The organism is Roseovarius sp. THAF9 (genome assembly GCF_009363715.1).
Taxonomy (GTDB): Bacteria; Pseudomonadota; Alphaproteobacteria; order Rhodobacterales; family Rhodobacteraceae; genus Roseovarius.
The window spans coordinates 340,001-358,830 of the sequence record NZ_CP045404.1 but is presented as its reverse complement, the minus strand read 5'-3'; the positions used below and the strand labels follow the sequence as shown (position 1 = coordinate 358,830).

General features: G+C 61.5%; 16 protein-coding genes, 1 tRNA gene and 2 rRNA genes (1 of these 19 cut by a window edge). 9 read left to right on the top strand and 10 right to left on the bottom strand.

Annotated elements, in window-relative coordinates; genetic code table 11:
* Positions 1-76: 76 nt before the first annotated feature.
* Positions 77-997 carry a manganese-dependent inorganic pyrophosphatase gene (locus FIU86_RS01795; RefSeq protein ID WP_152473507.1) on the top strand — a complete coding sequence of 307 codons (921 nt, stop codon included), beginning with the start codon at positions 77-79 and terminating at the stop codon, positions 995-997.
* A 276-nt stretch (positions 998-1,273) separates the two neighbouring features.
* Here the strand turns inward: FIU86_RS01795 and FIU86_RS01790 are convergent, their stop codons facing one another.
* Both FIU86_RS01790 and FIU86_RS01785 read right to left on the bottom strand, forming a co-directional pair.
* Positions 1,274-1,831, bottom strand: coding sequence for a DUF2585 family protein (locus FIU86_RS01790; RefSeq protein WP_152473506.1), 558 nt, complete (start codon positions 1,829-1,831; stop codon positions 1,274-1,276).
* Between the two features lie 140 nt (positions 1,832-1,971).
* Positions 1,972-2,571, bottom strand: a complete 600-nt coding sequence (locus FIU86_RS01785) for an HdeD family acid-resistance protein (RefSeq protein WP_152473505.1) — start codon at positions 2,569-2,571, stop codon at positions 1,972-1,974.
* Positions 2,572-2,707: 136 nt separating this feature from the next.
* Between FIU86_RS01785 and FIU86_RS01780 the strand changes: the two genes are divergently transcribed.
* The 5 genes from FIU86_RS01780 (at position 2,708) to FIU86_RS01760 (ending at position 8,351) form a co-directional block, all read left to right on the top strand.
* A complete protein-coding gene (locus FIU86_RS01780; protein WP_152473504.1) occupies positions 2,708-3,475 on the top strand; it encodes an HpcH/HpaI aldolase/citrate lyase family protein in 768 nt (255 codons plus the stop codon).
* Positions 3,472-4,386 (top strand): glucokinase, encoded by a 915-nt coding sequence (locus FIU86_RS01775; RefSeq protein ID WP_254703916.1) that lies wholly within the window; start codon positions 3,472-3,474, stop codon positions 4,384-4,386. The genes FIU86_RS01780 and FIU86_RS01775 overlap by 4 nt, the downstream gene beginning before the upstream one ends.
* 75 nt (positions 4,387-4,461) lie before the next feature.
* Positions 4,462-6,420 carry a DNA topoisomerase IV subunit B gene (gene parE / locus FIU86_RS01770; RefSeq protein ID WP_152473503.1) on the top strand — a complete coding sequence of 653 codons (1,959 nt, stop codon included), beginning with the start codon at positions 4,462-4,464 and terminating at the stop codon, positions 6,418-6,420.
* Positions 6,417-7,118 (top strand): hypothetical protein, encoded by a 702-nt coding sequence (locus FIU86_RS01765; RefSeq protein ID WP_152473502.1) that lies wholly within the window; start codon positions 6,417-6,419, stop codon positions 7,116-7,118. The genes parE and FIU86_RS01765 overlap by 4 nt, the downstream gene beginning before the upstream one ends.
* A gap of 549 nt (positions 7,119-7,667) precedes the next feature.
* Positions 7,668-8,351: a hypothetical protein gene (locus FIU86_RS01760; protein WP_152473501.1), complete on the top strand. Its 684-nt coding sequence runs from the start codon at positions 7,668-7,670 to the stop codon at positions 8,349-8,351.
* On the opposite strand, the gene FIU86_RS01755 is transcribed toward FIU86_RS01760, so the two are convergent.
* A complete protein-coding gene (locus FIU86_RS01755) occupies positions 8,348-8,746 on the bottom strand; it encodes a cytochrome c (protein ID WP_152473500.1) in 399 nt (132 codons plus the stop codon). The genes FIU86_RS01760 and FIU86_RS01755 overlap by 4 nt on opposite strands.
* Positions 8,747-8,807: 61 nt before the next feature.
* Positions 8,808-10,382: a lysine--tRNA ligase gene (locus FIU86_RS01750; RefSeq protein ID WP_152473499.1), complete on the bottom strand. Its 1,575-nt coding sequence runs from the start codon at positions 10,380-10,382 to the stop codon at positions 8,808-8,810.
* Positions 10,383-10,496: 114 nt separating this feature from the next.
* On the opposite strand from FIU86_RS01750, the gene FIU86_RS01745 reads away from it, so the two are divergent.
* The 3 genes from FIU86_RS01745 to FIU86_RS01735 all read left to right on the top strand — a co-directional run bounded on the left by FIU86_RS01745 (position 10,497) and on the right by FIU86_RS01735 (position 12,403).
* A complete protein-coding gene (locus FIU86_RS01745; RefSeq protein WP_103763803.1) occupies positions 10,497-10,922 on the top strand; it encodes a tellurite resistance TerB family protein in 426 nt (141 codons plus the stop codon).
* Between the two features lie 85 nt (positions 10,923-11,007).
* Positions 11,008-11,244, top strand: a complete 237-nt coding sequence (locus tag FIU86_RS01740; protein WP_103763804.1) for an Lrp/AsnC ligand binding domain-containing protein — start codon at positions 11,008-11,010, stop codon at positions 11,242-11,244.
* 22 nt (positions 11,245-11,266) lie between these two features.
* Complete coding sequence (locus FIU86_RS01735; protein WP_152473498.1) at positions 11,267-12,403, top strand: ABC transporter substrate-binding protein; 1,137 nt, start codon at positions 11,267-11,269, stop codon at positions 12,401-12,403.
* A gap of 212 nt (positions 12,404-12,615) precedes the next feature.
* On the opposite strand, the gene FIU86_RS01730 is transcribed toward FIU86_RS01735, so the two are convergent.
* The 6 genes from FIU86_RS01730 to FIU86_RS01705 all read right to left on the bottom strand — a co-directional run.
* Positions 12,616-12,692, bottom strand: a tRNA-Met gene (locus FIU86_RS01730).
* 91 nt (positions 12,693-12,783) lie between these two features.
* Entirely contained in the window at positions 12,784-14,211 is a 1,428-nt protein-coding gene (locus FIU86_RS01725; protein WP_152473497.1) for a DUF2252 domain-containing protein, read from the bottom strand.
* A gap of 68 nt (positions 14,212-14,279) precedes the next feature.
* Complete coding sequence (locus tag FIU86_RS01720; protein ID WP_152473496.1) at positions 14,280-15,545, bottom strand: glycosyltransferase family A protein; 1,266 nt, start codon at positions 15,543-15,545, stop codon at positions 14,280-14,282.
* Positions 15,546-15,563: 18 nt separating this feature from the next.
* Positions 15,564-16,121 carry a dTDP-4-dehydrorhamnose 3,5-epimerase family protein gene (locus FIU86_RS01715; RefSeq protein WP_152473495.1) on the bottom strand — a complete coding sequence of 186 codons (558 nt, stop codon included), beginning with the start codon at positions 16,119-16,121 and terminating at the stop codon, positions 15,564-15,566.
* Between the two features lie 104 nt (positions 16,122-16,225).
* A 5S ribosomal RNA gene (rrf, locus tag FIU86_RS01710) occupies positions 16,226-16,340 on the bottom strand.
* Between the two features lie 89 nt (positions 16,341-16,429).
* Positions 16,430-18,830 (bottom strand): 23S ribosomal RNA (locus FIU86_RS01705) (it continues 1,085 nt past the right edge of the window).

Genomic DNA, 18,830 nt, shown 5'->3' with positions numbered 1-18,830 from the left:
ATGGGTGACAAGCCCTTCGCACAGCCCTATAAGGCGCGCGAACAAACCTATTTCAGCCCCGAGGACGACATATCCGATGACCACGCTCGTATTTGGCCACAAATCCCCCGACACCGACAGCACCGGCTCGCCCATCATCTGGGCGTGGTACCTGAACGAAGTGAAGGGCCAAGAGGCCGAGGCCGTGTTGCTGGGCGAGCCTAACACCGAGGCCGCCTTCATGCTGGAGCGCTGGGACCTGCCCAAGCCGCGCATCATCACCAATGTCGATGACGACCAGCCCTGCATCGTGGTGGACACCAACAACCCCGCCGAACTGCCCACCAACATCAACGGCGCCGACGTTCGCGGCATCATCGACCACCACAAGCTGGTGGGCGGGCTGGAAACCAAGGGCCCCATCGACATCCGCATCGAGCCTTTGGCCTGCACCGCCACGATCATGTACAAGATGATCGACAAGGACATGGCCCAAGCGCCCACATGGGTGAAGGGCGCCATGTTGACCTGCATCCTGTCGGACACGCTGGCCTTCCGCTCGCCCACCACCACGCAGGAGGACGAGGCGATCGCCTGGGGTCTGGCCAAGGATCTGGACCTTGACCCCCACGCCTATGCCGACGAAATGTTCGCGGCCAAGTCCGACGTTTCGGCCTTTTCCGATGCCGAACTCATTCGCATGGACAGCAAGGAATACGAGGTCGGCGGCACCAAGTTCCGCGTCTCGGTCCTGGAAACCACCGCGCCCGCCTCTGTGCTGGAGCGCAAGGACAGCCTGATGACCTCGATGCAGGACGTAGCCAAGGAAGACGGCGTCGACCAGGTGCTGCTCTTCGTCGTGGACATCCTGAACGAGGAAGCGACCTTGCTGGTGCCCAACGACCTGGTGAAAGGCGTGGCCGAGAAAAGCTTTGGCGCGTCCGTCGCGGGCGATACCGTGGTCCTGCCCGGCGTGATGAGCCGCAAGAAGCAGATCATTCCCAACCTCGCGGTCTGACGCCCTTCGCTTTCGCTTGCAGTCCGAGCGCCTCCGCAGGATCTGCGGGGGCGTTTTTCGTTGTATCAGAGCCTGCGTACCTACCGAACGCGGGGTCCTCCCCGCCTTGCGACGCCTCGCAACACCCGCTACCCCTGTCTGCAACCACCTCGTCTGGAGACGCACCGCATGGGCCTTGTCGTCCTTCTTCTCGTCGCCATTGTCGTGATATCCTTCATCGGCATCGGCCGCGGCACGCGGCGCGGCAAGGACCGGCGCGACGACGACTGAGCAGCCTCAGCCGCCCGCCTGCCACTCGGCAATTGCCTCGACGGGGTAAAGCAGCATCACCACGTTCAGCGTCAGGTTATCGCGGATGATCCACAGCGTCAGCAGCTCGAACCCCACCACCACGGCCACGCTGGCCCAGACCGGCAACCGCCGCGCCAGCCAGAAGCCCAGCCACATCGCCACGATGTCCGACGCCGAGTTCAGCACGCTGTCGCCATAGTAATCCAGCGAGATCGTCACCTCGCGGTAGCGCTCGATCACCGCGTTGGTGTTCTCGATGATCTCCCACGCGCATTCCACCGCCGTCGCGATCACCAGCCGCCAGCCCAGGTCGACCCGGCGCGCCACCAGCCACAGCAGCGCGTAGAACAGGAACCCGTGCAGCAGGTGGCTGGGCCAGTACCAGTCGAACACTTGTTGGCTGCCCTCGCTGGTGCCCATGGTGCCCCACAGGTCCACCCAGCCACAGGGGCATGTCGGGTTGCGCCCCATCAGAAGCAACACCACCAGCGTGGCAAGGCCCAGCATGGCCGTGATGCGAATGGTAACGCGCCTGTCCGTCATGGAGCTACGGAATCACAGCGCCACGAACCTGTCCATCGCAAAACGCTTTGGAAAGCGGCGCGTGCATCGTCCTGTCACGCACAAGACGGGCGCGTCCCGCATGGAGCGCGCCCGCCTGCACGTTTTGGAAAGTCTACCGTTTACGAAACGTCTTGGCCGGATGCCTTTGGCGTGTGCCATGCCAGCGCAAGTGTCGCGATGCCCGATAGGGTCAGGTCGACACCCAGGAACAGGCCCAGCACGTCGGCGGCCGCGCCCGGCAGGCCCAGCACGATCATCCCGGCCAGCGCCAGTGACAACAGCCCGGCCCCGGCGATCCAGCCCCAGCCGTGCCGTGGGCGCATCCGGACGGCATAGACCAGCCGCAGCAGGCCAAGCGCGCCAAACAGCCCTGCGACCGCCAGAGTCAGCGTGATCAGCCCGGCAACCGGGTTCATCAACAGCGATATCGCGAAAAGCACGAAGGCCAGCCCGATTAAACCTCCGATCATCCGGCCGCCCAGCGCGTCGCCGTGATCACTGAAGGCCAGCCAAAGCTGCGTCAGACCCGCCAGCAGGAACGCGGCACCGGCGACGGCAGTTACGGTCAGCGAAGCGGCGAACGGGTTGAAGAACGCCAGAACGCCGCCAACCATCATGACGATCCCCAGAATCGTCAGCCCGATGCGGCCCGGTTCGCGCTCGGTCCGCCCGGTTTGTCTGTGCCGCGCGGTGCGGCCTATGGCTTCGGTGAATGTCATTGCGTGCGTACCCCTCGGGGTGGTTTCACGCGGATAACGCGCAACCCGCACCGCCGGTTCCCGCCCTGCGTCGCTGGACGTCTCCCCAGCGCCGCGTTTAACTGTCCCTTACCACCAAGACACACGAGGTCCGCCCATGTCCGCCCCCGTCAACCGCTTCAAGACCGCCCTTGCCGCCGGCCAGCCTCTTGTCGGCTGCTGGGCCGGCTTCGCAGAGGCCTATGCCACCGAGATCCTCGGCACTGCCGGGTTCGACTGGCTGATCCTCGACGGCGAGCATGCGCCCAACACGCTCCAGACCCTGTCGGCCCAGATCGGCATCCTGCAAGCCTCCAGCAGCGAGGCCATCGTGCGCGTGCCCGTGGCCGAGGACTGGATCATCAAACAGGTGCTCGACGCGGGCGCGCAGACGCTTCTGGCGCCGATGGTCGACACGGCGGCCAAGGCCGAACGGATCGTGCGCGCCATGCGCTATCCGCCCGAAGGCGTGCGCGGCTCCGGCGCGGCGCTGGGGCGGGCCTCGGGCTTTGGCGCGGTGCCCGACTATATCGCCACGGCCAACGACCAGATGTGCCTCGTGGTCCAGATCGAAAGCGTGGCCGCGCTGGACAATCTTGATGCGATCTGCGCGGTCGAGGGTGTCGATGCGGCCTTTATCGGGCCGTCCGATCTGGCCAACGACATGGGCCATCGCGGCGACGCGAACCACCCCGAGGTGCGCGCCGCCATGCAGGACGCGCTGGCCCGTATTCGCGCGGCAGGCAAGGCGCCCGGCATCCTCGGCATCGACGCCGAGACGACGCGCACCTACCGCGATTGGGGCGCGCAGATGCTGGGCGTCGGCATCGACGTGCTGCTCTTTGCCAATGCCGCCCGCGCGCTGGCCCGCAACTGGCAGGCATGATGCGCCTTCTGGTCGACCTTGGCGGCACCTCCTGCCGTGTCGGCCTGTCGGATGGCACGGGCCTTCTGTCCGAGACCGCCCGCAGCTTTGCCAATGCGGATCACGCAGACCTTGCCGATCTGCTGGCCGCCTATCTGGACGCCCAGCGCCCCGGCCCCGTCAGCGCGATCTGCGTGGGGGTCGCCGGGCCGGTGCGCGACGGCGCGGCGCAACTGACCAACCACGACTGGCACATCGAGGCCGACGCGCTGGCCCGCGCCACCGGTGCCGATCATGTCCACCTGATCAACGACCTTCAGGCGCAGGCCTACGCGCTTGACGATCTGGACGCGGACAGCCTCACTCCGTTGATCCCAGGCACGCCCGACCCCGAAGGCCCGCGCATGGCGCTTGGGCTGGGAACCGGCTGCAACATCGCGGTCGCACACCGCGTGGGCGACGACCTCTTCGTTCCGCCGTCCGAATCCGGCCACACCACCCTGCCCGACGCGCCGGGCTTTCGCGCGCTCTACGATGCGTTGCGCGGCGCGGCATCACACCTGCCCATCGAGGCAGCCCTTTCCGGCCCCGGCCTGACCCGGCTGCACCGCTTCTATACCGGCGAGACCCTCACACCGACCGAGATCATCGGCCTTGAGCCGCGCAAGACCCTGCAAGCCTTCGTGTCTCTGCTGGGCCTCGCCGCCTCGAACCTGTGCCTGTCGCATATGGCGACCGGGGGGCTTTACCTCATCGGCGGCACCGCCCGGGCCGTCGCGCCTTATCTCGCTCCACTTGGCTTCACCGACACATTCCACCCGCGCGGGCCTTACACCGACATCCTCGCCGCAATTCCCGTGACGCTCATCGCCGACGACAACGCGGCACTCAGGGGATGCGCCCGGTACCTCGCACAATACCCCTCGGAATAAGGCCCGTTCCCACTTCCCCCACTGCTTTCCCTCTGCCATACTGCGCCCCAACCCATAAAACAAAGAGCAGCGCACATGGCCGACGACCTCCTCTCACCGACCGAATCCGGCGATTACGATGCCTCCTCGATCGAGGTTCTGGAGGGGCTGGAGCCTGTCCGCAAGCGCCCCGGCATGTATATCGGCGGCACCGACGAGCGGGCGCTGCACCACCTTGTGGCCGAGATCCTCGACAACTCCATGGACGAGGCCGTGGCGGGCCATGCCAACCGGATCGAGGTCGAGCTGCACGACGATTATTCCATCACCATCCGCGACAATGGCCGCGGCATGCCGGTAGACGAACACCCCAAGTTCCCCGGCAAATCCGCGCTCGAAGTCATCCTCTGCACGCTCCACGCGGGCGGCAAGTTCTCGGGCAAGGCCTACCAGACCTCTGGCGGCCTGCACGGCGTCGGCGCCTCGGTCGTGAACGCGCTCTCGGATTCCATGGTCGTCAAGGTGGCCCGCGACAAGAAGCTCCACGAACAGCGCTTTTCCCGCGGCAAGCCGCTCGGCCCGGTGCAGGAGGTCGGCGCCGCCCCCAACCGGCGCGGCACCACTGTCACCTTTCACGCCGACGAGGAGATCTTCGGCCACCACCGCTTCAAGCCCGCCCGGCTCTTCAGCTCGATCCGCTCCAAGGCCTATCTTTTCTCGGGCGTCGAGATCCGCTGGAAATCCGCCATTGCCGACGGCGACACCCCGCAGGAGGCCACGTTCCACTTCCCCGGCGGCCTCTCGGACTATCTGATGGAAACCATGGGCAGCGCCTCGACCTATGCCGAGAACCCCTTTGCCGGCAACGTCGATTTTCAGGAACGCTTCGGCACCCCGGGCAAGGTCGAATGGGCGATCAACTGGACGCCCAGCCGCGACGGCTTCCTGCAAAGCTACTGTAACACCGTCCCCACGCCCGAGGGCGGCACGCATGTCGCGGGCTTCTGGGCCGCGATCGTCAAAGGCATCAAGGCCTATGGCGAGTTGGTCAACAACAAGAAAGCCGCCAACATCACCCGCGACGACCTGATGACCGGCGGTTGCGCGCTGGTCTCGTGCTTTATTCGCGAGCCGGAATTCGTCGGCCAGACCAAGGACCGGCTGGCGACGACCGAGGCGCAGCGTCTGGTGGAAAACGCCGTCCGCGACCATTTCGACAACTGGCTCGCGGCCGACACCAAGTCGGCGGGGGCCATCCTCGACTTCCTCGTCCTGCGGGCCGAGGAACGCCTGCGCAGGCGCGCCGAGAAGGAAACACAACGCAAATCCGCCACGAAAAAACTTCGCCTTCCCGGCAAATTGGTGGATTGCTCCTCTTCTACGCGCGACGGCACCGAATTGTTCATCGTCGAGGGGGATTCCGCCGGTGGATCGGCGAAAATGGGCCGGGACCGCAAGACGCAAGCCCTCCTGCCCCTACGCGGCAAGATCCTGAACGTGCTGGGCGCGGCCAGCTCGAAACTTGGGAGCAACGCCGAGATCAACGACCTGACACAGGCGCTTGGCGTCGGCCTTGGCACGCGGTTCAACATCGACGACCTGCGCTATGACAAGATCATCATCATGACCGACGCGGACGTGGACGGCGCCCATATCGCCTCGCTGCTGATGACCTTCTTCTTCACCCAGATGCGGCCGATGATCGACGCAGGCCACCTCTACCTCGCCTGCCCGCCGCTCTATCGCCTGACCCAGGGGGCCAAGCGGACCTACTGCCTCGACGAGGCCGAGCGCGACCTCTGGCTGGAAAAGGGCCTGGGCGGCAAGGGCAAGATCGACGTCAGCCGCTTCAAGGGCCTGGGCGAGATGGACGCCAAGGACCTGAAGGAAACCACGATGGACCCGGCGACGCGGAAACTCATCCGCGTGACCATCGACGAGGACGAACCCGGCGAGACCGGCGACCTGGTGGAGCGCCTGATGGGCAAGAAGCCCGAGCTGCGGTTCCAGTACATCCAGGAGAATGCGCGGTTCGTGGAGGAGTTGGATGTTTGATTAAGAAACTACGGGATACACTGACTAGGCATCGAATAGATCTAGATGCATTTGCGATTTCGAACGAAGAGTTTTTAGATTTCATCCAAGACTTCAAACAAAAGTGTCCGGACGCCACAATAACAACTGGCAACTACCGTGAAGCTGAAAGAACCATTCTAGAAGGCTGGAGCGATTTCTCCGAACACAAAGCTTTAATAGAATCCCCATTTGAATTTGAAATGTTGAGTGTGAATTTTTCAATTGATAGGCGCGGCCAAGCGACGATTTCCTATGACGAAGCAGACGAGTTCTTAGCGAAAACTTTGGCGCGCAAATTCAAGAGCTCGCGGTCCGCGTGGCGTTCATTCATTCACCACCCCTCGTTTCCGTTTATTCTTACCGGCCCTTTGACGGTCGCTGCTTTGCTTTACCTAGATGACAAGTTGCCACGTCAGCAACTGACATTTGTCACTGTTTCAACGTTCTTGAGTTTTTCACTGCTGGGACTTCTCATTGAAAGACAAGTTACAAAGTGCAGTGTATATTACCAAACGCGAGATACATTTTTTCAGCGAAACAGAGACAAAATATTTGTCGCGGTCATCTCAAGCTTGTTTGGCGCTCTAGTAGCGAAAGGTCCGGATATCGTCACCAAGGCCTTCAAAACAGAAACAAAACTGAACGACGAAGCTCAACAGCGAATTGGTGAGGAGTAGTAACAACTAGAAACGCGCGGAATCAAGGCGCAGCAACGCTGCGCCGCCGCGCGATCGCCAGACCGCCCCCCGGGCTGGCGATTGGCTGACGCAAGCCCCCCGATCAGAGGTCATGCGGACACGGCAGCCATAAAGTGCCCTGAACACCCCTCGGGTCGCCACCCCGCGGTCTGGCAATCGCGCCGCCCCTCCACTCCACAACCCCGTCCCGGGCTTGACCCGGGACCTCCTCGCCCCTGGGCTCCGCCCGTTCGCGGCTGACTGCGTCCCGCTCACCCAAGCGGTCTGGCCCTCGCGCGGCCTCTCCACCCCGAACCACCCGTTCCGGGCCTGACCCGGGACCTCCTCGCCACCAAAACCACCGCACGCCCCGTTAACCCCGGCAAATCCCGAAAACCGCACCGTCGCAATACCACTCGGATACCGACGCGATACCGACCCTCCGTTTCGCCCCCAATCCCCTTGTTAACCAAGGCGAACGGGCGCGATTCGGGCCGTGGTTCACATTCCCTCTATCCGGTCCATTCATCCCCCGTTAACCTGCCGGACATGCGCTGGCTTTTCCTGCTCTCTCTCGCTGTCCTGATCTCCTGTGGCCGTCCCCTGACGGACACCGAGAAAGCCTTCACCCAGCAGATCCACGGGCCCTCCATCGACACGGGCCGCATCCGGCTGGTCGAGGGGGCCCTGATCGGCAAGACCACCTATACCCGCAAGAAACGCCCCCGCCTTGCCTGCCGCGAGCGCATCTTTCCGCCCCAGGCCGAGGAGACCAAGGAGGTCACCGTCAGCCCCGCCGCCTTCGTGCTGTTCAGCAAGGTTTTCTATTCAAAAGACTGGTACCTGAAGGATTACCTGCCCGACTATGACGAGCGGTTCTACCTGGTCGAGGCGATGCTCTTTGCCCACGAGATGACCCATGTCTGGCAATGGCAAAACCGCGCTCAGACCGGCTATAGCCCGCTCAAGGCCGTGCGCGAGCATCAGGTCAGCGACGACCCCTACCTTTTCGACATCGACACGCAGACGCGGTTCCTCGACTTCGGCTATGAACAGCAGGCCTCGATCGTCGAGGAATATGTCTGCTGCGCCACGCTGGACCCCGGGGCGCCGCGCACCAAGCGATTGAAATCATTGCTCGAAGGCGCGTTCCCGCTGGGCAAGCTGACCATCCCCGACAAGGTCGTGCTGCCGTGGGACGGGGTCGAGCTGAACGGGATCTGCCGGGTCTAGTCCTGGATGCTTTCGATATAGAACAGCAAGGCCGCCAACGGGCGCGGCGTCGGTGTCATCACCCCGTCGCCCACGTCCACCGGCACAGTGTCGCCCTGCAGCAGCAGGCCGAACTCCGGCATCTCGTGCCCCGGCAGGCCGGTGCGATTATAGCCGTCGATCACCGACAGGACCCGTGTGCGGGAAAACACGCCATCCTCCTTCAGCGCCGTCAGGTCGGCAGGGGATGGGTTGTAAGAGCCTGCCCACGGCCCGTTGCCCATGCCGCTGCTACCGTGGCAGACGGCGCAGTTCTCCTCGAAGATCGCGCGCCCTTCTTCGGGTTCGGGCATCGACTCCTGCGCGGTCGCCGCCCCGGCCAAGAGGCACGCGGCGAGGGTGATTGATCTGATCATGGTCCTGCTCCCTGTCTTTTCCCCAGTCTAGCCTGCCGCGAACGGCAAGCCTTGACGTGGATCAAGCCAGCTCGCCCGCCAACGCACGGTCGATCAACGCCACGGTTTCGTCAACACCGTAGAGTGCGATGAACCCGCCGAACCGCGGCCCCTGGCTTGCGCCCAGCAGCGTCTCGTAGATCGCCTTGAACCAGTCGCGCAGCGGATCGAATCGGTCACGCCCCACGGCGTAGACGATGGATTGCAGCGCCTCGTCCTCGACCGGGCCGTCATAGGCGGCCAGTTGGTCGCGCAGGTCGGTCAACGCCTCGCGCTCCAGCTCGGAGGGTGCGCGGTAGGTCTTGGTCGGTGCGACGAAATCCTCGTAGTACTTCACCGCCGAGCCTGCCGCGGCATCGAGGTCTGGATGCGTCTCGGGGCTGGCATCGGGCGCATAGCGGTTGATGAAGCCCCATAGCGTTTCCTTGTCATGGGCCGAGGCAACCGAGGCGAGGTTCAGCAGCATGGCAAACGACACCACCATCCGGCTTTCGGGCACGTCGCCGTTGTGGATGTGATGCACCGGGTTGTTCAGCTTGCCCGCCGCATCCTGGCCGGGATAGGCGCGCAATTGCTGGTGATACTCGTCCACCGCGCGCGGGATCACGTCAAAGAACAGCCGCTTGGCCGTCTTCGGCTTCTGGTACATGAAATAGGACAGGCTTTCGGTGCTGGCATAGCTCAGCCATTCGTCGATGCTGATCCCGTTGCCCGACGACTTGGAGATTTTCTGCCCCTTGTCATCAAGGAACAGCTCGTAGGTGAAATGCTCCGGCGCGGGCGTGCCCAGGATCTCGCAGATCTTGTCGTAGATCGGCGTGTTGGTGGAATGGTCTTTGCCGTACATCTCGAAATCCACGCCCAGCGCGGCCCAGCGCGCGCCGAAATCGGGCTTCCACTGCAGCTTCACGTTGCCGCCGGTCACCGGCAGGGTCCACTCGCGGCCATCCTCGTCGTCGAAGGTGATCTCGCCCTTGGCGGCATCGACGTTCTTCATCGGCACGTAGAGGACGCGCCCCGTCTCGGGATGCAGCGGCAGGAAAATGGAATAGGTCTGCTGTCGCTCCTCGCGCAGGCTCTTCAACATCACCTTCATGATATCGTCATACCGCTCGGCCGCGCGCAGCAGCGTCGCGTCGAACTGCCCGGACTTGTAGAAATCGGTGGCAGAATAGAACTCGTACTCGAACCCGAACGTATCCAGGAACCGGCGCAGCATGGCGTTGTTGTGGTGCCCGAAGCTCTCGAACTCGCCAAACGGGTCCGGCACGCTGGTCAGCGGTTTTTGCAGATGCTCTTGCAGCATTTCCTGGTTCGGCACGTTGCCCGGCACCTTGCGCATCCCGTCCAGGTCGTCTGAAAAGCAGAACAGCCGCGTCGGGATATCGCTGATCTGCTGGAACGCGTGGCGGATCATCGTCGTGCGCAGAACCTCGCCGAAGGTCCCGATATGCGGCAGGCCACTGGGGCCGTAGCCGGTCTCGAACAGAACATATCCCTTCTCGGGCGGCGCCTTTTCATACCGTTTGAGCAGCCGGCGCGCTTCTTCAAAGGGCCAGGCTTTCGCACTCATCGCGGCGTCGCGCAGTTCGGACATGATCGGTCTCCAACGGTTGAGGCCCGCGCAAATGGCGGGCCGCCTCGGTTCCTATTGCTCCGCCCCCGGACAGTCAATATTCTGCGCCGCATGAAGACCCTTTAAGGACAGCGCATGACCGACCAGGATTCTCACCCGCTTACCCCGCAGGACTGCCTCGTGGCGGTCATGATCGCCGTGTCGGCCTCGGACGAAGAGATCCGCACCGCCGAGCTGGTCAAGATCGAAAGCGCCATCGACAACCTGCCGATCTTTGCGACCTACGACGCCGACAGGATGAAGACCGTGTCGCAGATGGTGTTCGACCTCTTTGCCGAAGAGGACGGGCTGGACGCGCTTTTCGGCCTTGTCACCGACAACCTGCCCGAGCGCCTTTTCGAGACCGCCTATGCGCTGGCCTGCGACGTGGCCGCCTCCGACGGCCTGCTGGACGAGACCGAACTGCGCTTTCTGGGCGAGATCCGGTACCAACTGAACATCGACCGGCTGCACGCGGCGGCCATCGAACGCGGGGCGCGCGCGCGGCATGTGCCGGAGTGATCCGAAACGGCGCACGAAATTCGCCATTTCCATCCGCACCGAAAACCGCTCTAAATAGGCCCCAGCCGATCGGGAGACCCATCACATGCGCCCACTCTTCGTGAATATCCGCTGCCGCCCCGGCACCTCCTATCAGGTTGCCGAGGACATCGCTCTGCGCGAAATCCATTCCGAGCTTTATTCCACCTCCGGGCCGTTTGACCTGCTCTTGAAGCTGTATGTCCCCGACGGCGAAGACGTGGGCAAATTCATCAACGAGAACCTCGCGACAATCGACAATATCGAACGCACCGAGACGACCCTGACGTTCAAGGCGTTCTGATACTTCTAAGGGAGAGGAAACCATGAAACTGAAATCCATCCTGGCCGCGACGGCCATGACCGCGCTTGGCGCGATGGCCCATGCCGAGGGCGTGAAGGTGGGCATGATCACAACGCTGTCGGGCGGCGGCGCCGGCCTTGGCATCGACGTGCGCGACGGCTTTCTGCTGGCGGTCAAGATGTCGGGCAACGAGGGTATCGAGGTCGTGGTCGAGGATGACCAGCGCAAGCCCGATATCGCCGTGCAACTGGCCGACAAGATGATCCAGTCCGAAAAGGTCGATGTGCTGACCGGCATCATCTGGTCGAACCTCGCCATGGCCGTGGTGCCCGCCGCTACCGCGCAGGGCAAGTTCTACCTGTCTCCCAACGCGGGCCCCTCGGCGCTGGCCGGCAAGGGCTGCAACCCCAATTATTTCAACGTGGCGTGGCAGAACGACAACCTGCACGAGGCCGCGGGCGGCTATGCCAACTCTGCCGGGTTCGAGAACAGCTTTATCCTCGCGCCTAACTATCCCGCGGGGCAGGACGCGCTGACCGGCTACAAGCGCATCTACGAGGGTGAGCTGGCAGGCGAGGTCTTTACCCAGCTGGGCCAGACCGACTATGCCGCCGAGATCGCCCAGATCCGCGCCTCGGGCGCCGACAGCGTATTCTTCTTCCTGCCGGGCGGGATGGGCATCTCGTTCCTCAAGCAATATGCCGACAGCGGCGTGGACCTGCCGGTCGTCGGCCCTGCGTTTAGCTTTGATCAGGGCATCCTGCAGGCCGTTGGCGATGCGGCGATGGGCGTCAAGAACACCAGCCAATGGAACAAGGACCTCGACAACGAGGCGAATGTGGAATTCGTCGCCGCCTTCCAGGAAGAATACGGCCGCTTGCCCTCGCTTTACGCATCTCAAGGCTACGACACCGCGAACCTGCTGCTGTCGGCCATGTCCAAGGCGGACGTAGCGGACGCCGATGCGTTCCGCGCCGCGCTGAAAGAGGCCGATTTCGAGTCCACGCGGGGCGATTTCGAGTTTTCGTCAAACAACCACCCCGTACAGGACATCTATGTCCGCGAGGTGATCAAGGAGGGCGACGTCTACACCAACAAGATCATCGACACCGCGCTGGAGGATCACTCCAACGTCTACGTCGAAGAGTGCGAGATGTAAGGTCGGCCACCGAATCGAAACGCGAAAGCCGCCCTTCGGGGCGGCTTTTTTGCAGCGGGTGTTGTCTTCCCCGGCTGTCCGTCCAGACGAGAGCGCCGGAGACAGGCTTGCGGTGACACTTCATGAAGACCCTGCCAAAATTATCACTGCCGATAGCCTGAACGAGAAAAGCGCCCCAAAGGGCGCTTTTTCTGTTCTTGGTCAGATTAAGTTGGTTGCGGGGGTAGGATTTGAACCTACGACCTTCAGGTTATGAGCCTGACGAGCTACCGGGCTGCTCCACCCCGCGCCAATGGCGGGTATCTACTCCTGCGCCGTGACCTCTGCAAGGGGCCGCGTCGGCATTTATTACATTTTTTTAACAAGACTTGCGGCACAACTCACCGGAACACGACATCAAGACTGTCAAATGCCCCATGCTTGTGGTCCTCACGGAAAAACGCGTGGTCGCGCTCCAGCCGCTCGACCGCTTCCTCGGTGAATCGGACGATGTCATCGACGAACAATTCCAAAGGCGAGATAGCGTCCATGATAGACGGCTCGACGTCGTAATCGATTCGCCCCAAGTCGTCCGATAACGCATGCGCCTGCGCCAGCGCAGCGCCACAGACCTTCGCATAATGCTTCCACGACTTGAAGCTCAGGTCATCAAGGTCGATGTCATCGCGAAACGGCGCCCGCTCGCGGCTCATGAAACTTTTGCCGTCGATCTCGACAGCGCCGTAAAAGATATCGCCATGCGCGAGTTGCACGCGCTGCCCGTGCTTTATCCGCTCGGCCTGCTTTCCGGCATCAAATGCGTTGGGCGGCGTCAACCCGTCCAGTGCTGACCGGCGCGCGGCCTTGAACTCGATAATAATGTCGTCGGTCGCATCCTGCGACGGCCCTTCGATCAGCACGTAATACCGTGGCAAGCCAAGCGAGGCCGTGCCTTGGCCGTGCCGCACGCAGACGTCCTTGACCTTCAGCTCCCCGGCGCGATCCGGCGCGTCGATACCGTTGGACCTGGCCAAGTCGTTGATCGCCTTTTGGAACTTGTCGACTTCGGTCGACAGCGGCTGCAACTCGTCATCCGACCGAAAGCCACGGCCGTTCGGCGTCAGGTAGTCATCCCAAAGCCAATCCTTGCGCTCCTCCCACGCCTGCTCGAACAGCCGCTGGATGACCTTCGGCGAATTGTCGATACGGTAGGCATCGTTGCTTTCCGTCGACTTGTTGGCGTAACGCTGCATGGCCAAAGCGTAGCCTTGGACGAATTTTCGAACGATCTTGCGTGCCTTTTTCGGCTTGAGATCGCCTTCTTCCAGCGCCGCGATCCAAAAACCCACGGCGCCGCGCTTGATGTCCCAGCTGAACGGCGCATAGGTCGTCTCGTCGAAATCGTTCACGCCAAAAATCGGCGCCCCGTTCCGGTCGGGCATGACGCCGAAATTCTCCGGATGCACATCCCCCAGCGCCATCACCGTGGGCATGTGGCCATCCTCGCCCGCCATGTCGCGATAGAAGAGCAACGCCGTGCCCCGGAAAAAATGAAACAGGCCGTCCGACAGCTTGTCGAACTTGTCCTGCGCTTCTTTCGAGCTTTCCGAGATTCGCGCGGAATGATCTTCCCGGATCGTCGTTCGCACGTGAAGCCGGCGCGCCTGGCCTTCCAGAAACTTTGGCGGGACAAGATACTTTCCCGCAGCAATGCCCGCGCTCAGCCGCGCAAAGGCCTTGGATCGCCGCTCATAACGGTCATCGATCGACTTTTCCGGCGGCTCTGGCGGCTCGACTTTCTTGGAGTTTCCTGATTTCGCCTTGGCCATCGCGTCCCCTTCCTGGTCGCTTGTCAACGATGCAGCCCGGGCGAAAGTTCCAGCTCCAATGTCCGGCGTCACGCGTCGCGGGGTTTACGCCGTTCGGCATCGCTGTACCAGGCGCGCATCTGCAAGAACCATCCCGTATCGGCCCAGGTGTCCGACGCAGCCGACAGTTCCGCCTCGGCGGCACTCAGGTCTCTTTGCAGGATCAGGGTCCGGATGATGAACGCCGTCATCACTTCGGTCTCGACATGCGCGCGGCGCAAACGCCGTGCCGCCTCCAGTGCCGGGTCCGGCGCATACTGGCCCCAGGTTTCGAGATAGGGCGTCAAAAGCCAGCTTATGCCCTGCGCCGCCGTCACGGCCAGCTCCTGGTCTGCGGACCGGGTGCAGCCCACGCGCAGCAACAGCCACGCCATGCGGCATTGCAGGCTTTGCGACGGGGTCAAGGGCACGTCCATCATGTCGGCACCGGTGACGATCCCGGGGGCCGCTTGTGGTGCCACGGCACGGATACCAATCATCGCAAGTGCCGCTTCCAGCGAGGCGCAAGCGCCCGCATCGGCATGATAAAGCGCGCGCATGACCGGGGTGCCGATCACCGCATCGCGCCGGCATCCGGGCAGATAACTTTCGCGATTGATCTGCGCCAAGACCGGCATCAGGTCTATCAGCCGTTCCGTCGGATTGAAGGCCTGCCGCTTCAGCCGCGAGGGCAGCTTGACGAAACTCGTCACGGCGCTGCTGGCGATGCGCATGTCGTCCCGCCGCACATATTGCACGCACATGTTGACGTCAGACCCGAGCCCCGGCGGCGCTGGCCTCCAGCCGCTTTCCAGCCGTTCATAGGCGGCGCGCCGCACGGCAAAGGGGTTCAGTCCCGCTGTCGGAATGGCGGGAGGATCGTGATGCGCCAGCGCGCGTGCTCCATTCGTGCCGGAATGCGCGAAGTTCCACACCCATGTGCCGCCCGCCTCACACTCCAGCGTGCCCTGCATCGCGTAATCCGCATTCTCCAGCATTCGCCGCATGACGCCAAGGTGCGTGTCGCACCACAGGTCGTCATCGCCGATATGGCAGATGAACTCGGCATCCGATCCACGCACGATGGGGTCGCGATAGGCTTCGCCCAGACGCGCGCCCTTCGGATGCGCGACAAAGCGCACGCGCGGGTCGGCGGCGCGGGTCGCCTCCAGGATCTCGATGCTGCGGTCGGGCGCGCCGTCGCAGATCACTACCAGTTCCCAATCCGGATCCTGCTGCGCCCGCACGCTGGCCACCGACGCAAACAGCGTGTCGGCATGATCATGCGTCGGGCAAAGGATCAGGGTTCGTGGCACGCGGCCGTCTCCGCCCGCCTACCAGCCGTTGATACCCGGCGGGAACGTATAGGGGATCAGGTCGGTATTGATCGGCAGGCGCACCTTGTCCGGCTTGGCGTGATCGTAGGGCTGCGTCGGAAAATTGATAACCCGCACATCCGAATTGCCGATATTGACGTTCGCATGCCAGACGAAGGCCGGGATGCTGATGATCCTGGGGTTTTCTTGGCACAGAATGATCTTCGATATCTCGCCGTAGGTCTTGCTGTCGGGGCGCACGTCGTAACAGACGATCTCCATCCGACCGTCCAGCAGGAAATACCGATCCTCGTGTTCCTTGTGCAGGCCCCAGCCTTTCGCCAGACCCGGCCGGATCGTGTAGGTATAGACGAAATTGATCGGCTCGGGATGCCAGTTCCAGCGCGTATCGAAAAGCTCCGTCACCGTGCCGCGATTGTCGACATGGGTGCGGCTTTTGTGCTCGCGAGTCCCTTCCGCGTATTTCAGTTTCGGCGTGCCATCGGTTTCAACTGTCGACGGATCGACGATGGCCGCCGCAAGCGTTTCTTCCAGCAGGTTTTTTGATTTGGTCATGCCCGTCTCCCACGCGAAGGGTAACGGTGCCGTGAGGACAGTCAAGAATGTTGTCTCGTGTGGAGAAAATCGAAAGAGAGATACAGTTCTAAGGATCTTACTAGGTTTGGCGGTGACCTACTCTCCCACGTCTTGAGACGCAGTACCATTGGCGCTACGGCACTTAACGGCCGGGTTCGGGATGGGACCGGGTGTTTTGCTCGTGCTATGACCACCAAACCGAGAAAGATCCTTGAACTCCAAGTCAGCACACTTGTTTAAGTGTACGGCTTCTGGATCCGCATAAGCCAATCTGGCTTTTACTGGATCAAATCAAGCCTATCGGACAATTAGTACCGGTCAACTGAACGCATTGCTGCGCTTACATCTCCGGCCTATCGACGTGGTGGTCTACCACGGTCCTCAGGGATACCTTGTTTTGAGGGGGGCTTCCCGCTTAGATGCCTTCAGCGGTTATCCTGTCCGTTCATAGCTACCCAGCACTGCCGTTGGCACGACAACTGGTCCACCAGTGGAACGTTCACCCCGGTCCTCTCGTACTAGGGGCAACTCCTCTCAAGTATCCTACACCCACGGCAGATAGGGACCGAACTGTCTCACGACGTTCTAAACCCAGCTCACGTACCTCTTTAAACGGCGAACAGCCGTACCCTTGGGACCTGCTCCAGCCCCAGGATGAGATGAGCCGACATCGAGGTGCCAAACACTGCCGTCGATATGGACTCTTGGGCAGTATCAGCCTGTTATCCCCGGCGTACCTTTTATCCGTTGAGCGATGGCCCTCCCACTTGGGACCACCGGATCACTATGGCCGTCTTTCGACTCTGCTCGACTTGTCAGTCTCGCAGTCAGGCTGGCTTATGCCATTGCACTCAACGAGCGATTTCCGACCGCTCTGAGCCAACCTTCGCGCGCCTCCGTTACGCTTTAGGAGGCGACCGCCCCAGTCAAACTACCCGCCACGCAGGGTCCCGGATCCCGATAAGGGACCGCGGTTAGACATCAAGAATGCATAGGGTGGTATCTCAAGGATGGCTCCACAGAGACTGGCGTCCCTGTTTCAAAGCCTACCACCTATCCTGCACAATGCAGTCCTGATGCCAGTGCGAAGCTGTAGTAAAGGTGCACGGGGTCTTTCCGTCTAACCGCGGGAAGCCTGCATCTTGACAGGCAATTCAATTTCGCTGAGTCGATGTTGGAGACAGCGGGGAAGTCGTTACGCCATTCGTGCAGGTCGGAACTTACCCGACAAGGAATTTCGCTACCTTAGGACCGTTATAGTTACGGCCGCCGTTTACCTGGGCTTCAATTCGACGCTCTCACATCTCCTTTTAACCTTCAGGCACCGGGCAGGCGTCAGACCCTATACGTCGTCTTGCGACTTCGCAGAGCCCTGTGTTTTTAGTAAACAGTCGCCACCCCCTGGTTTGTGCCCCCGGACTTCAGTTGCCTGAAACCCGGGCCTCCTTCTCGCGAACTTACGGAGGTATTTTGCCGAGTTCCTTCAACATCGTTCTCTCAAGCGCCTTGGTATTCTCTACCAGTCCACCTGTGTTGGTTTAGGGTACGATCTTATGATGGAGCTATTTCCAGGGACTGCTAAGCTGCCCATTCAATCCGATAAGGATGAACAACCTTCGCAATCCGTCACTTCCATCTGGCTCAGGAATATTAACCTGATTCCCATCGACTACGCCTTTCGGCCTCGCCTTAGGGGTCGGCTTACCCTGCTCAGATTAGCTTTAAGCAGGAACCCTTGGACTTTCGGCGAGAGTGTCTCTCACACTCTTTGTCGCTACTCATGTCATCATTCTCACTAGTGATCTCTCCACGGGATCGCTCACGCGCCCGCTTCATCGAAAGCTCCTATCCTCCAAAGCACCTCGAAAGGTGCTGAAGAGGAGTGGAACTATGTCACACTACGCTCTGCTACCAGTGCATACGCACTCCTCGGCTTCGGCTCATGGCTTGAGCCCCGTTACATCTTCGCCGCAAGACAACTTATTTAGACCAGTGAGCTGTTACGCTATCTTTAAAGGATGGCTGCTTCTAAGCCAACCTCCTGGTTGTTTTGGTCGTCTCACCTGCTTTCCCACTTAGCCATGAATTGGGGGCCTTAGCCGGAGGTCAGGGTTGTTTCCCTCTCCACTACGGGCGTTAGCACCCGCAGTGTGTCTGCCATCTAGTACTCCTCGGTATTCGGAGTTTGGTTAGGATCAGTAAGCCTGTGGGGCCCCATTACCCATCCAGTGCTCTACCCCCGAGGGTATTCGGATGACGCTCTACCTAAATAGATTTCGCAGAGAACCAGCTATCTCCGAGTTTGATTGGCCTTTCACCCCTAGGCACAACTCATCCCGATCTTTTTCAACAGATGTGGGTTCGGCCCTCCAGTAAGTGTTACCTTACCTTCAGCCTGGTCATGCCTAGATCACTCGGTTTCGGGTCTGATCCATCTAACTCATCGCCCTATTAAGACTCGCTTTCGCTGCGCCTACACCTAACGGCTTAAGCTTGCTAGATAGACCAAGTCGATGACCCATTATACAAAAGGTACGCCGTCACAAGACTGGACACTAATGACAACCGTTATGTGTGCTACCGTGTGGAACGCTGCTTGAGCACGTGTTTCCGGTTATTTGGTGGGGATCGACACCCGGAATTGAACCGTTTCAAGGCCCGGGTTGTTGCTGTAGATCCCAGCGTTCG

Excerpts from the sequence above, each read along its gene's own strand:
- FIU86_RS01715 (WP_152473495.1), bottom strand. The coding sequence starts at position 16,121 with ATGACCAAATCAAAAAACCTGCTGGAAGAAACGCTTGCGGCGGCCATC.
- parE (WP_152473503.1), top strand. The coding sequence starts at position 4,462 with ATGGCCGACGACCTCCTCTCACCGACCGAATCCGGCGATTACGATGCC.
- FIU86_RS01750 (WP_152473499.1), bottom strand. The coding sequence starts at position 10,382 with ATGTCCGAACTGCGCGACGCCGCGATGAGTGCGAAAGCCTGGCCCTTT.
- FIU86_RS01745 (WP_103763803.1), top strand. The coding sequence starts at position 10,497 with ATGACCGACCAGGATTCTCACCCGCTTACCCCGCAGGACTGCCTCGTG.
- FIU86_RS01735 (WP_152473498.1), top strand. The coding sequence starts at position 11,267 with ATGAAACTGAAATCCATCCTGGCCGCGACGGCCATGACCGCGCTTGGC.
- FIU86_RS01775 (WP_254703916.1), top strand. The coding sequence starts at position 3,472 with ATGATGCGCCTTCTGGTCGACCTTGGCGGCACCTCCTGCCGTGTCGGC.
- FIU86_RS01760 (WP_152473501.1), top strand. The coding sequence starts at position 7,668 with ATGCGCTGGCTTTTCCTGCTCTCTCTCGCTGTCCTGATCTCCTGTGGC.
- FIU86_RS01740 (WP_103763804.1), top strand. The coding sequence starts at position 11,008 with ATGCGCCCACTCTTCGTGAATATCCGCTGCCGCCCCGGCACCTCCTAT.
- FIU86_RS01755 (WP_152473500.1), bottom strand. The coding sequence starts at position 8,746 with ATGATCAGATCAATCACCCTCGCCGCGTGCCTCTTGGCCGGGGCGGCG.
- FIU86_RS01725 (WP_152473497.1), bottom strand. The coding sequence starts at position 14,211 with ATGGCCAAGGCGAAATCAGGAAACTCCAAGAAAGTCGAGCCGCCAGAG.
- FIU86_RS01780 (WP_152473504.1), top strand. The coding sequence starts at position 2,708 with ATGTCCGCCCCCGTCAACCGCTTCAAGACCGCCCTTGCCGCCGGCCAG.
- FIU86_RS01795 (WP_152473507.1), top strand. The coding sequence starts at position 77 with ATGACCACGCTCGTATTTGGCCACAAATCCCCCGACACCGACAGCACC.
- FIU86_RS01785 (WP_152473505.1), bottom strand. The coding sequence starts at position 2,571 with ATGACATTCACCGAAGCCATAGGCCGCACCGCGCGGCACAGACAAACC.
- FIU86_RS01790 (WP_152473506.1), bottom strand. The coding sequence starts at position 1,831 with ATGACGGACAGGCGCGTTACCATTCGCATCACGGCCATGCTGGGCCTT.